This window comes from Blautia segnis (assembly GCF_014287535.1).
In the GTDB taxonomy this organism is placed as follows: Bacteria; Bacillota; Clostridia; order Lachnospirales; family Lachnospiraceae; genus Blautia_A; species Blautia_A acetigignens.
In genome coordinates this window covers 1-13,844 of sequence record NZ_JACOOT010000025.1, presented here as the reverse complement: position 1 = coordinate 13,844, position 13,844 = coordinate 1, and the positions used below count along the sequence as shown (strand labels likewise).

General features: G+C 46.9%; 10 protein-coding genes and 2 pseudogenes. 11 read left to right on the top strand and 1 reads right to left on the bottom strand.

Going from position 1 to position 13,844, the window contains the following annotated elements:
• Window positions 1-147 precede the first annotated feature (147 nt).
• From H8S54_RS10995 to H8S54_RS10970, 6 genes are all read left to right on the top strand, one after another.
• Window positions 148-1,458: a Na+/H+ antiporter NhaC family protein gene (locus H8S54_RS10995; protein WP_186901494.1), complete on the top strand. Its 1,311-nt coding sequence runs from the start codon at window positions 148-150 to the stop codon at window positions 1,456-1,458.
• 181 nt (window positions 1,459-1,639) lie between these two features.
• A complete protein-coding gene (locus H8S54_RS10990; RefSeq protein WP_186901493.1) occupies window positions 1,640-3,271 on the top strand; it encodes a CTP synthase in 1,632 nt (543 codons plus the stop codon).
• A 5-nt stretch (window positions 3,272-3,276) separates the two neighbouring features.
• Window positions 3,277-7,833: a glutamate synthase large subunit gene (gene gltB, locus H8S54_RS10985; protein WP_186901492.1), complete on the top strand. Its 4,557-nt coding sequence runs from the start codon at window positions 3,277-3,279 to the stop codon at window positions 7,831-7,833.
• A gap of 14 nt (window positions 7,834-7,847) precedes the next feature.
• Window positions 7,848-9,332 (top strand): glutamate synthase subunit beta, encoded by a 1,485-nt coding sequence (locus tag H8S54_RS10980; protein WP_117853856.1) that lies wholly within the window; start codon window positions 7,848-7,850, stop codon window positions 9,330-9,332.
• A 48-nt stretch (window positions 9,333-9,380) separates the two neighbouring features.
• Window positions 9,381-9,563: a hypothetical protein gene (locus tag H8S54_RS10975; RefSeq protein ID WP_186901491.1), complete on the top strand. Its 183-nt coding sequence runs from the start codon at window positions 9,381-9,383 to the stop codon at window positions 9,561-9,563.
• Between the two features lie 115 nt (window positions 9,564-9,678).
• Window positions 9,679-9,828: a hypothetical protein gene (locus H8S54_RS10970; protein WP_173766262.1), complete on the top strand. Its 150-nt coding sequence runs from the start codon at window positions 9,679-9,681 to the stop codon at window positions 9,826-9,828.
• 473 nt (window positions 9,829-10,301) lie between these two features.
• On the opposite strand, the gene H8S54_RS10965 is transcribed toward H8S54_RS10970, so the two are convergent.
• Window positions 10,302-10,784, bottom strand: a complete 483-nt coding sequence (locus tag H8S54_RS10965) for a PBECR4 domain-containing protein (RefSeq protein WP_186901490.1) — start codon at window positions 10,782-10,784, stop codon at window positions 10,302-10,304.
• Window positions 10,785-11,136: 352 nt separating this feature from the next.
• On the opposite strand from H8S54_RS10965, the gene H8S54_RS10960 reads away from it, so the two are divergent.
• From H8S54_RS10960 to H8S54_RS10940, 5 genes and pseudogenes are all read left to right on the top strand, one after another.
• Window positions 11,137-11,616: a phage terminase small subunit P27 family gene (locus H8S54_RS10960; RefSeq protein ID WP_186901489.1), complete on the top strand. Its 480-nt coding sequence runs from the start codon at window positions 11,137-11,139 to the stop codon at window positions 11,614-11,616.
• A 34-nt stretch (window positions 11,617-11,650) separates the two neighbouring features.
• Window positions 11,651-12,538 (top strand): annotated as a pseudogene (locus H8S54_RS10955) (terminase large subunit domain-containing protein); the annotation flags it as partial.
• 22 nt (window positions 12,539-12,560) lie between these two features.
• Window positions 12,561-13,118, top strand: a pseudogene (locus H8S54_RS10950) (major tail protein); the annotation flags it as partial.
• Window positions 13,119-13,131: 13 nt separating this feature from the next.
• Window positions 13,132-13,509, top strand: coding sequence for a hypothetical protein (locus tag H8S54_RS10945; RefSeq protein WP_118688422.1), 378 nt, complete (start codon window positions 13,132-13,134; stop codon window positions 13,507-13,509).
• Entirely contained in the window at window positions 13,506-13,673 is a 168-nt protein-coding gene (locus tag H8S54_RS10940; protein ID WP_015524526.1) for a hypothetical protein, read from the top strand. Before H8S54_RS10945 ends, H8S54_RS10940 begins: the two co-directional genes overlap by 4 nt.
• Window positions 13,674-13,844: the final 171 nt, after the last annotated feature.

Sequence of the window (13,844 nt, the reverse complement as noted above, 5' to 3'; positions counted from 1 at the left end):
GGCGGTGTCTGTTTTTTTTATTTTTCACAGGAAATGCTGAATTATCTATGGTAGAGAAACCAAGTGTATGATAGAATAACAAGGTGATTATATAACCAGATCAGAGCCTTTTTCACACACGCTCTGGTATGGTGGAAAGAGGAAAAGATGAGAAAAGAAAAAGGAATTGCCTTGCTTCCAATCGGTGTATTTCTCGTATTATACCTTGGACTTGGCATCTTGTTTGAGTATGTGATGGAAATCCCCATGGGATTTTATAATGTACCCATTGTAATCGCATTTCTTGCAGCGATCTTGGTCGCCTGTCTGCAAAACAGGGCATTGAATTTCGACAGGAAACTGGAGATCATGGCACAGGGCGTGGGAGACAAAAATATTATCACCATGCTTCTGATCTTTCTTGCAGCCGGCTCCTTTGTAGGAGTTGTGGGAAGAAGCAGCGCAGAGAGTGTTGCATATTGTATGCTAAGTCTCATACCGGCCAGGTTTTCTGTGGCTGTTTTGTTTGTCGTTGCCTGCTTTGTATCTGTGGCAATGGGGACTTCCGTAGGAACGATTACCCTTCTGATTCCAATCGCAGCAGCGGTTTCCAATGCATCCGGATTTAATCTGGCATTTTGCGTGGCATCTGTTATGGGCGGAGCTATGTTTGGAGATAATCTTTCTTTTATTTCAGACACCACCATTGCTGCCTGTAACGGACAAGGCTGCGAGATGAAGGATAAATTCCGGGAGAATTTCTGGATTGCTTTTCCGGCAGCAATAGCTACATTGGTCCTGATCCTGTTTTTGTCATTCCAGACAAAAATTCAGGGACATGTGAGCCAGCCCTATCATTTGATGCAGATAATACCTTATCTACTGGTTCTGATCGGAGGAATTGTTGGAATCAATGTGTTTGTAGTATTGCTGACAGGAATTGCATCCGGTGCAGTTATCATGCTGATCGGAGGAAATACCACACCTGTAGAGATTCTGAAAAACATGGGCTCCGGTGTCTCGGGAATGTTCGAGACCTGTATGGTAGCGATCCTGGTGGCTGCCATGTGCGCATTGATTCGTGAATATGGCGGATTTGATGCACTTCTTAGCTGGATACATAAAATTTTCCGTGAGAAAAAAGGCGGTCAGCTTGGAATCGGACTTCTGGTGGGAACTATGGATATTGCAACTGCCAATAATACCGTGGCAATCGTGATGGCAAATCCTATTGCAAAGGAGATGGCAGAGGAATACGGAATTACGCCGAAAAAGACAGCTTCCATTCTGGATACCTTTTCCTGTGTTTTCCAGGGAGTGATTCCCTATGGTGCACAGATGCTGGTTGCAGTCTCGGCAGTAAATGAACTGGGCGGTGAGATTTCTGCATTTCAGATTATGCCGAAGCTGTTTTACCCCATGCTGCTTCTGCTTAGTTCACTGATCACAATTATGAGAAGCTCAGATTGTGAAAAATAACATTGACAAATCCCCAAATATGATATATTATATAGCATATTTTTGAATAAGAATTTGTTTTGACAAAGGCGTCAAAGAGGATAAACAGGTCAAGTGCCCCCTGAAATCCCTCTTTGGTGCCTTTTTGTGTATTCGGGCCATCCATAAGGAAGCCCGGAAATCAGGAGGAGGAAATCGAAAGATGGCAGTAAAATACGTATTTGTCACTGGCGGTGTTGTGTCAGGACTGGGAAAAGGAATCACAGCAGCATCATTAGGAAGGCTTCTAAAAGCCAGAGGCTTCCAGGTAACCATGCAGAAATTTGACCCCTACATCAACATCGACCCCGGAACCATGAACCCCATCCAGCACGGCGAAGTCTTCGTAACCGACGACGGAACCGAGACCGACCTGGATCTTGGTCACTATGAGCGCTTTATTGATGAAAGCCTGGATAAAAATTCCAACGTGACCACCGGAAAAATTTACTGGTCCGTTCTTCAGAAGGAACGCCACGGAGACTTCGGGGGAGGAACCGTACAGGTCATTCCCCACATCACAAATGAGATCAAAGGCCGTTTCTACCGTGCCAAATCCCCGGATGAAGACCGAATTGCCATCATTGAGGTAGGCGGAACAGTAGGAGACATTGAAAGCCAGCCGTTCCTGGAATCCATCAGACAGTTCCAGCATGACGTAGGACACGAAAATGCCATCCTTATTCATGTAACCCTGATTCCATACCTGAAGGCTTCCGGTGAAATGAAAACCAAGCCCACCCAGGCCAGTGTAAAAGAGCTTCAGGGAATGGGAATCCAGCCGGATGTGCTGGTATGCAGAAGCGAATATCCCCTCACCGACGACCTTCGTGCCAAAATCGCCCTGTTCTGCAACGTACCCGTATCCCACGTACTCCAGAACCTGGACGTAGAATATTTATATGAAGCACCACTTGCCATGGAACGTGAAAAACTGGCAGACGTGGTCATGCAGTCCCTTGGACTTGAGAAGCGCAAACCAGACCTTACCGACTGGGAAGAAATGGTAGAAAATCTCCGCCACCCGGACAAAACCGTAAACATTGCAATGGTAGGAAAATACACTCAGCTCCACGATGCCTACTTAAGCGTCGTAGAAGCCCTGAAGCACGGCGGAATCGCATGCAAGGCAAAAGTAGAGATCACCTGGATTGATTCCGAAGAACTCAATGAGAAAAACCTGGACCAGAGACTTTACAGCGTAGACGGAATCCTGGTACCAGGCGGCTTCGGCGGAAGAGGAACCGAAGGCATGATCCTGGCCGCACAGTACGCCCGTGTCCACAAGATCCCATACCTTGGAATCTGCCTGGGAATGCAGATGGCAATCGTAGAATTTGCCCGCCACGTCCTTGGCTATGAAGATGCAAACAGCATCGAGCTTGCCCCGGAAACTACACATCCGGTCATCGCCCTGATGCCAGACCAGGAGAAAGTAGAAGACCTTGGCGGAACCCTCCGTCTTGGCAGTTACCCATGTGTCCTTCAGGACGGCTCTTTATCATTAGAACTCTTTGGAAAGAAAGAAATCCAGGAGCGCCACAGACACCGGTACGAAGTCAACAACGCATACCGCGAGGAGCTTGCAGCCAAAGGCATGACCATTGCCGGAACCTCTCCGGATGGCCACATTGTGGAAATGATCGAGATCCCGGCCAACCCGTTCTTTGTAGGAACCCAGGGCCATCCGGAATTCAAGTCAAGACCAAACCATGCACACCCGCTGTTCCGCGGCTTCATCAAAGCGGCAGCAGATAAAAAACAGCAAAAAGAGGAAACTCTGAATCAACAATAGAAAGGATGAGGAAAATGAGAGAAGTGATAAAGGAAAGGCAGGGACTTTACCGCCAGGAATTTGAGCATGACAACTGCGGTATCGGTGCAGTTGTAAACATCAAAGGTAAAAAATCTCATGATACAGTGGCAAATGCTCTTCGTATTGTAGAGAATCTGGAGCACCGTGCCGGAAAGGATGCCGAAGGCAAAACCGGTGACGGTGTAGGTATCCTTCTTCAGATCTCACACAGATTTTTCAAAAAAGCCTGCAAAAAAGAAGGAATTGAGATCGGTCAGGAAAGGGAATACGGTATTGGCCAGTTCTTTTTCCCGCAGCACGAGATCAAACGTGCCCAGGCGAAAAAAATGTTCGAGATCATCGTGGAAAAGGAAGGTCTGGAATTCCTTGGCTGGAGAGAAGTCCCGGTAGTCCCGGAGGTTCTTGGACATAAGGCAAGAGAGTGCATGCCATGCATCATGCAGGCATTTATCAAAAAGCCAGATGATCTGGAAAAAGGTCTTGCATTTGACCGCAAGCTGTACATTGCCCGCCGGGAGTTCGAGCAGAGCAACGACAATACCTACGTATGTTCCATGAGCAGCCGAACCATCGTCTACAAAGGAATGTTCCTGGTAGGCCAGCTTCGCACATTTTTCTCTGATCTTCAGAGCCCGGATTATGAATCCGCCATTGCCCTTGTGCATTCCCGTTTCAGCACCAACACAAACCCAAGCTGGGAGAGAGCACATCCTAACCGTCTCATTGTTCACAACGGTGAGATCAACACCATCCGCGGAAACGCAGACAAAATGCTGGCAAGAGAGGAAAATATGGAGTCCCCGTACCTGGAGGGCGAAATGCAGAAGATCCTTCCGGTTGTTAACCGAAACGGTTCCGACTCTGCAATGCTTGACAACACCCTGGAATTCCTTACCATGAGCGGCATGGAGCTTCCCCTTGCAGTGATGATCACCATCCCGGAGCCATGGGCAAATAACGATACTATTTCCCAGGAAAAGCGTGACTTCTATCAGTACTATGCAACCATGATGGAGCCATGGGACGGACCGGCATCTATTCTCTTTTCAGATGGAGATGTGATGGGTGCAGTTCTTGACCGAAACGGTCTTCGTCCATCCAGATACTATGTAACCTCAGATGGCTGCATGATCCTTTCCTCTGAGGTAGGCGTTCTGCCGGTACCGGAAGAGAAAATCATTCTCAAAGAGCGTCTTCACCCAGGCAAAATGCTTCTGGTAGATACCCTTCAGGGAAAAATTATTGACGACAACGAATTAAAGGAAATGTACGCAAAGAAACAGCCATACGGCGAATGGCTGGACAGCAATCTGGTACATTTAAAGGATATCAAAATTCCAAACGAAAGAATGGAAGAGTACACCGAGGAGCAGCGCTCCCGCCTGCAGAAAGCCTTCGGCTATACCTACGAGCAGTACCGCACCTCCATCCGCAATATGGCATTAAACGGAGCAGAAAGCATTGGTGCAATGGGCGTGGATACTCCATTGGCTGTATTTTCCAAACAGAACAGACCACTTTTTGACTACTTTAAACAGCTTTTTGCACAGGTAACCAACCCGCCAATCGATGCCATCCGTGAGGAAATCGTAACCAGCACCAGCGTTTACGTTGGAAAAGACGGAAACCTTCTGGAGCAGATTCCGGAGAACTGCAAGGTACTGAAGATCAATAACCCGATTCTTACCAATACGGATATGCTCAAGATTAAGGAAATGGATCACGAGGGCTTTAAGGTTGCAGTAGTTTCTACCTTATATTATAAGAGCACAAAGCTGGAGCGTGCCATTGACCGCCTGTTTGTGGAGGTTGATAAAGCCTACAGAGACGGTGCTAACATTCTGGTGCTTTCTGACAGAGGAGTGGACGAAAACCACATGCCAATCCCGTCACTCCTTGCTGTTTCCGCAGTACATCAGCACCTTGTAAAAAACAAAAAGAGTACTTCCCTTGCTATTATTCTGGAATCCGGTGAGCCAAGAGAGGTTCATCACTTCGCAACACTTCTTGGCTATGGCGCAAGTGCAGTGAACCCTTATCTGGCACTTGAGACTATCCATGAGCTTATTGACACACATATGCTGGACAAGGATTACTATGCTGCAGTGGAAGACTACAATCACGCTGTGATCAGCGGTATTGTAAAAATTGCCTCCAAGATGGGTATTTCCACGATTCAGTCTTACCAGGGCTCCCAGATTTTTGAGGCAATCGGTGTATCCCAAGACGTAATTGACAAATACTTCACCGGAACGGTAAGCCGCGTAGGCGGTATTACACTGGAGGATATTGAGGATAATGTAGAAAAGCTTCATTCTGAGGCATTTGATCCTCTTGGACTTACCACAGACTTGACCTTAGACAGCGTAGGGGCTCACAAAATGAGAAGCCAGGGTGAGGAGCACCGTTACAACCCGGCGACCATCCATCTTCTTCAGCAGTCCACAAGAACCGGAAGCTATGAGATGTTCAAGCAGTACACCGATCTTGTCGATAAGGAAAATCACGGCAACCTTCGTGCTCTGATGGACTTTAAATATGCAAAGAATCCGGTGCCAATCGAAGAAGTGGAAAGTGTAGATGAGATTGTAAAGCACTTTAAGACCGGTGCTATGTCCTATGGCTCTATTTCCCAGGAGGCTCATGAAACTCTTGCCATTGCCATGAATCATCTTCACGGAAAATCAAACACAGGAGAAGGCGGTGAAAGTGAGGAAAGACTGGATTCAGCAGGAAGCACGGATGACAGATGCTCAGCCATCAAGCAGGTAGCCAGCGGACGTTTTGGCGTTACCAGCCGCTATCTGGTATCTGCAAAAGAAATCCAGATCAAAATGGCACAGGGAGCAAAGCCAGGTGAAGGCGGACACCTTCCGGCAAAGAAGGTTTACCCGTGGGTTGCAAAAACCCGTCATTCAACTCCTGGTGTCAGCCTGATCTCCCCGCCGCCACATCATGACATTTATTCCATTGAGGATCTGGCAGAGCTGATCTATGACCTGAAAAATGCAAACAAATATGCAGATATTTCCGTAAAACTGGTTTCTGAGGCTGGTGTGGGCACTGTAGCAGCAGGTGTTGCAAAGGCCGGCGCACAGGTTATCCTGATTTCCGGCTATGACGGAGGTACAGGAGCTGCTCCAAGAAGCTCCATCCACAATGCAGGACTTCCCTGGGAGCTTGGACTTGCGGAAACACATCAGACCCTTCTTATGAACGGACTTCGAAACCGTGTCCGCATTGAGACAGACGGCAAGCTGATGAGCGGCCGTGATGTTGCCATTGCCGCACTTCTTGGTGCAGAGGAATTTGGCTTTGCAACCGCTCCCCTTGTAACTATGGGCTGCGTGATGATGAGAGTGTGCAACCTGGATACCTGCCCGGTTGGTGTTGCCACCCAGAACCCGGAGCTTAGAAAACGCTTCAAGGGCAAACCGGAATACGTAGAAAACTTCATGCGCTTTATTGCACAGGAGCTCCGCGAGTACATGTCAAAGCTTGGGGTTCGCAGCCTGAAGGAAATGGTAGGACGTACCGATCTTCTTGTTGCAACTGATGCGGTAGACGAGCCTCACAAGGGAAAAGTTGACCTGAGCGCCATCCTGAACAATCCATATGCAGGAGAAGGCAGCAAGGTAACCTTTGACCCGGAAGCACAGTACAACTTCGAGCTGGAAAAAACATTAGATGAGAAGATCCTGATCAAGAAATGCAGCCGCGCCATCCAGAACGGTGAGAAAACACAGTTTTCTGTGGCTGTTAAGAATACAGACCGTGCATTTGGAACCATCCTTGGTGCCGAGATCACCAGAAACCACAAAAAGGGACTTCCGGAAGACACTGTAGAAATCCACTGCACAGGAGCAGGCGGACAGAGCTTTGGTGCATTTATCCCCAAGGGACTTACCCTGAAGCTTACCGGTGACTGCAATGATTATTTTGGAAAAGGTCTTTCCGGCGGTAAGCTGATTCTGAAAACTCCGGAAAATGCAGGCTACAAAGCAGAAGATAACATTATTGTAGGAAATGTTGCCCTTTATGGAGCCACCAGCGGAACTGCCTTTATCAATGGTATGGCAGGCGAGCGCTTTGCAGTACGTAACTCCGGTGCAAATGCAGTTGTAGAAGGTGTCGGCGAGCATGGCTGTGAGTATATGACAGGCGGCCGTGTGGTTGTTCTTGGAAGAACGGGCAAAAACTTTGCAGCAGGTATGAGCGGCGGTATTGCTTACGTTCTGGATGTGGAGAATGTTCTTTACAGAAATCTGAATAAATCCATGATTTCTATTGAAAAGGTGGATAATAAATATGACGAAAAAGAGCTTCGGGATCTGATTGAAGCTCATGTAGCCGCAACAGGCTCAGCCCTTGGAAAGAAAGTTCTGGATCAGTTCGACGAGTACCTGCCTCACTTCAAAAAGCTCATTCCAAATGAGTACAAGAAGATGATCACCTTAAGCGCAAAGCTTGAGGAAAAGGGTCTGAACAGTGAACAGGCACAGATGGAAGCATTCTACGAAAGCATAGGAGTTAAGCATTAAGGAGGCGAAGGATCGTGGGAAAACCGACTGGATTTTTAGAATATAACAGAGAGGTGGCAAAGGTTCTGCCGCCTAAGGTGCGAATTGCCAATTTCAAGGAGTTCCGTACCCCTTTAAATAAAGAAAAACAGAAGCTTCAGGGAGCACGCTGCATGGCATGCGGCGTTCCCTTCTGCCAGGCAGGAATGATGATCGGAGGCATGGCTTCCGGCTGTCCTCTTCACAACCTGGTACCGGAGACAAACGACCTAGTATTTACCGGAAACTGGAAGCAGGCATTCCTTCGCCTGAACAAAACACACAGCTTCCCGGAATTTACCTCCCGTGTCTGCCCTGCCCTTTGCGAGGCAGCATGTACCTGCAACTTAAACGGAGACCCGGTTTCCACCAAGGAAAACGAGCGAGCCATCATTGAGACTGCCTATGCAGAAGGATGGGTAAAACCACAGCCTCCGGCTGTCCGCACAGGCAAGACCATTGCAGTAGTAGGAAGCGGCCCATCCGGACTTGCAGCCGCACAGCAGCTGAACCGAAGAGGCCACAGCGTCACCGTATTTGAGAGAAGCGACCGCATCGGCGGCCTGCTTCGCTACGGCATCCCCAACATGAAGCTGGAGAAATCTGTCATCGACAGAAGACTGAAGCTGATGGAAGAAGAGGGCGTGAAATTTGTGACCAATACAAATGTAGGCGTTGACATCACGGCAGAAGAGCTTCTGAAAAAATTTGACCGCGTGATTCTTTGCTGCGGAGCCTCCAATCCCCGTGACATCAAGGTACCGGGAAGAGATGCCAAGGGAATCTATTTCGCAGTAGACTTCCTGAAAAAAGTAACCAAAACCTTACTGGACAGCGACTTTACCAAAGCACCTTACGAGGATGCAAAGGGCAAGCATGTGCTGGTGATCGGCGGCGGTGATACCGGAAACGACTGTGTGGGAACCTCCGTCCGTCTGGGTGCCAAATCTGTAACCCAGCTGGAAATGATGCCAATGCCTCCAGTAGAGCGTGCAGCCTCCAACCCGTGGCCGGAGTGGCCGAAGGTTCTGAAAACCGATTACGGCCAGGAGGAGGCTATCGCCGTATTCGGACACGATCCCCGCGTTTACCAGACCACAGTCACCGAGTTTATCAAGGATAAAAACGGAAACGTGTGCCAGGCCAAGATCGTGAAGTTAAAAGGCGAGAAGGATCCGAAATCCGGTCGTATGATGATGGTTCCCGTAGAGGGCACTGAAGAAGTGATCCCGGCTGACCTGGTACTGATCGCAGCCGGATTCCTTGGAAGTCAGAAATACGTCACCGATGCCTTCAAGGTAGCCACAACCCCTCGCACCAACGTGGAGACAAAGCTGGAAGCTTACGAAACCAGCGTTCCGAGAGTTTTCACAGCCGGCGACATGCACAGAGGCCAGTCTCTTGTCGTATGGGCCATCCGCGAAGGAAGAGAAGCTGCTAAGGCAGTGGACGAATCCTTAATGGGTTACTCTTATCTGTAAAAAACATAGATACCAAAAATCTCCAGATGCGCATATCTGGAGATTTTTTTGTCTCAAAAACACAAATCGAAGCAGGAAATCCCCAGGCGGCAGATCCACCCACTGCGTGTTGTCCAGGCACACCGGGATTCCCACAGGCTTCTGGTGCGGGGTGAAAGAACTGCTTATGAGCCGGAGAACCCGGAAACCATTTCCGTAAAAACACGGGAAAAGAAGAGGCAAAAGACCTGACCCTTTCATATGCAGGGGCAGCAGTCCTTGTGCTTATCCTGGTGATTGGTCTTCTGGCAGCAGGAATCAGAAAAAGGAAAAAGAAAAAGTTTTCCTGTAGCTTTCGGAACCAGATGTGGAAATGACCCTGTATCAGGTAGCAGAAGTGGAAGACGGGGAACTCTATTATACAGAGGCCTTTGCAGACTGCGGGGTAGATCTGGAAGGTCTTTCCCAGGAAGAGGTACAGGATGCAGCTGAGCTCCTTGCAGTCTATGCAGGGTAGGCGTTTGCGAAACGCCAAAAGCCGCATAAATACGGCATTTTTTCTTGTTAAAAATAAAATATCTCCTCAAGGTTTATGGTAAAATAGAGTTGTCGAGAAACTATCAACCAATCCACCTAAAGGAGATATACCTACACGGCAATATACTGGCAATGATTTGATGAAGTGCTTGAAACGCTTGATTTTACTGGATTTTTCGGCTGTTTGATAAAGGGGAAAAGTTGAGTTTAGACCAGGTTTAGACCATTTGAAATGTGTAAAAAATGAGACAAAAATTATCAAATGGGAAGCCTTGTACATGATATTATTTATGTAGAAAAGTACACATTGGAGATTGCTCATGAGAAAATTTATGAGGATAAAAATCGTCCGGTGATGTGTGGAATTGTATCCATACGTCACCGGATTTTTCTGTTTTCTGGAAGCGAAATGCGAATACACCGCTATATGTCGCTACTCGGAAAGATCCCGTTTCATATTTCAAAAATGGAGCAACAAAGAAAATCACATTTTAATTCACCTTGCGCATTTGCCTTGATGATAAAGATGAAATTATCAACACTAAAATGGCTGGATATTAAATAATCTGCTTTAATGCCTGTGATGAAAGGATACATGCGTGGCATGTATGAATATAAATTAAATTTGTTATCAAGGGATTCTTTCAAGTGAACTAAAGCTTCAAGTCGAGGTTTTATCATCTCCTCGTACTGGGCTGCTTTTTGAACTTTTTCAAATAGTATTTTACCCTCAAGAATTCTATCAGCAATTTTGGCAGAAGAATAATTTGGAAGTGAGATATCTTTCATATACTGGAAGCCAGCTAAATGCGGATAATCTTCCAGAGAAAAGGTAAGATTAATTGGATACAGCTGTTTCTTATAGCCATATGTAAACAAATATCTATATTCAGTTATTTCTTTCCAGGCTTGTGCAGACTGTTGTAATAGATCCATATTATACCTTGTCCTTTGCAAAAAATAAAGGACCCTGCCAATGCAAGGCCCTTAAAAAGCGTTTTCATTCAGTTCCGAAGAACCTATTCGGTTTGAGGTTATCGCATAACCCAAGGTCAGGCTCTACAACCGGCTGCATGCCGACACAGTCAATTGCTTCAACACCACGATAGCTGGTCAACGCCGCTATCCTCTAACTTCATTATATCACAAAAATACTCGTAGTCAACAGAAAACGAGTTTTTGAGGAACACTATTTGCTTCATATTTGCTTCGTGTTCTTAATTATTATATGTAGAAATAATGGTTTTGACAATAAAAAATATTGGAACTTGAGAAAGGAGGAATTCCGATGGCGGGAAGAAAGCCAAAGCCTACAGCTGTGAAGAAGCTGGAAGGTAATCCAGGTAAGAGAAAATTGAATACGAAAGAGCTAGTCCCAGCAAAAGGAATGCCTGCTTGTCCTGATTGGTTAATGCCGGAAGCAAAGAAGAAATGGGAACGCTTGGCGAAGTTGATGAATCAGATGGGTGTTCTTACTGAAGTTGATATGGCGGCGTTTGCTGCATATTGTCAGTCATATGCAAGATGGAGGGAAGCTCAGGAGCATATTACTTCTGGCGGCTCGACATTTGAAACGGATAAAGGATATCAGCAGCAGACACCTTGGGTTGGAATTGCAAATACGAATCAGAAGTTGATGCTGCAGGCGGCATCAGAGTTTGGGCTTACGCCATCTTCGCGGAGCAGGATTGTTGCCGGTAATGGTAAAGCGAAAGAAACAGAGGATGAGATGGAGGCATTACTTGGGGATAGTGGTGTGTTTGGATAAACAGTCGGCAAAAATCAAGGAGGTGTGATGGGCGATGGCGCGTGAAACAAGACCAAAAGACTATCCAAAGCTGAAAAATTATCAGCCGACAAGGTTTATGCTTCCTACTTCTCATTACGATAAGACAAAGGCAGACAGGGCAGTTGCTTTTATTGAGAATTTATGTCATACCAAAGGTAAGTGGGCGGGCAAGAGATTCTGGCTGTTACCCTGGCAGGAGCAGTTAATAAGAGATATATTCGGGATTGTCAAGCCTGATGGGAACAGACAATTCCGTACAGCTTTTGTAGAAATCTGTAAAAAGGTTGGAAAGAGTGAATTGGCAGCAGCCATCGCTCTTTATTTACTTTATGCAGATAATGAACCATCTGCGGAGGTTTATGGTGCGGCGGCGGACCGGCAGCAGGCATCCATTGTTTTTGATGTTGCAAGACAGATGGTTGAGATGTCACCAGCACTGATGAAGAGAAGTAAGCTGATGTCAGCTACCAAGCGAATTGTCAATTACGGAAATGCTGGATTCTACCAGGTGTTATCCGCAGAGGTTGGAAGCAAGCATGGTTTTTCGATTTCGGGACTTGTGTTCGATGAGATTCATACACAGCCGAATCGACAGCTATATGACGTACTCACAAAATACAGTTCAGATGCTCGGCAGAATCCACTGCACTTTATTATTACGACTGCTGGGAATGACAGGCATTCGCTTGCTTTTGAACTGCATACCAAAGCAGTAGATATTCTGGAGGGACGGCGTGTGGATCCGACCTTTTATCCTGTAGTTTATGGATTAAAGGATGATGAGGACTGGGAAGATGAAGCAAACTGGTACAGGGTAAATCCTTCCCTGGGATATACGGTGGATATTGAGAGACTTCGTGATGCTTATCGGGAAGCAAAACAAAATCCGGCTGATGAGATTACTTTTAAGTGGCTTCGTATGAACCTATGCAGCACCGGTGCCGCTTCCTGGATCCGTATCACTGTCCCTGGATGCCAACGGGGAGCCGGAGAATTTTTATGCGGATGGTATTGCGTATTATGTGATCAACAACAATATGGGCTATGACGGGGATCTGGAGCTTGCACTGATTCCGGAGAGTTTCAGGACGGATGTGCTGAGAGAAAAGCTGGATGCCAAGGGCGTTCTGATTGAAAACTCGGATGCAGAACTGGCACTGTTTGCCCTGCTTTTTGAGTTCGACGGGGATGTGCGCCATATCCGCCACGTGATGTATAACTGTTCAGCTTCCCGTCCGAAGATCGAGGGCAAGACCAACGAGGAGAAAAAGGAAGTGCAGACAGAAACACTGACTATCAAGGCTACACCATTGTCGGATGGAAAGGTGAAGGCGAAGACTGGGAATACTACGGATGCAACTGTTTATGCAGACTGGTACAAGTCGGTGTATCTGCCGGCTGCGGATCCGGCTTCTTTGCAGGCATCTGATAGTGGGAAGTCTGTTGTGGATGCTGCTGGAAATGGAAAAGCACTGAGCTGAGGGGGATTCAGATATGAGTATGATGAAGAAGATTGAGATTGACGGGAAGGCGGTTGCTTTTAAGGCATCTGCCGCCATTCCGCGTATTTACAGGATTAAATTTCAGAGGGATATCTACAAGGATTTATCTGTGCTGGAAAAGAGTATCGGGGATGGGGATCCGGAAAAGTCTTCCCTGGATCTGTTTTCCCTTGAGATGTTCGAGAACATTGCGTATGTGATGGCGAAGCATGCGAATCCGTCGATTCCGGATAATCCGGAGGAATGGCTGGATGAGTTTAATACATTCAGTATTTACCAGGTTTTGCCGAAGCTGATCGAGCTGTGGGGAATGAACATCAGGACGGATGTGGAGGCTAAAAAAAACTTCATGCAACAGACCGTGAAATGACAACTCCCCTGTTTCTTCTCCGGTGTGTGCAGCTGGGGATTTCCATCCGGGATCTGGATCTGCTGACTATCGGGATGGTGAATGATATGTTTGTGGAGAGTCGGAACGATGAGTATAAGGGATGGAGACAGGTTGCCACACAGGAGGATTTCGACAGGTTCTGATCTGATGAAATGTGGTGACAGGATGATTCAGAAAGGGTATAATGGTTTCATTAAATCGTTAAGGAAAGAATCGAAGGTGGTGCAAACGAAAAAGCAGTATGGAGACTTTTCATTAACTGCCCTTTCGTTTGCATCAATTTCGATTTTTTCTGGTTGAACAAAGCGCGTCAA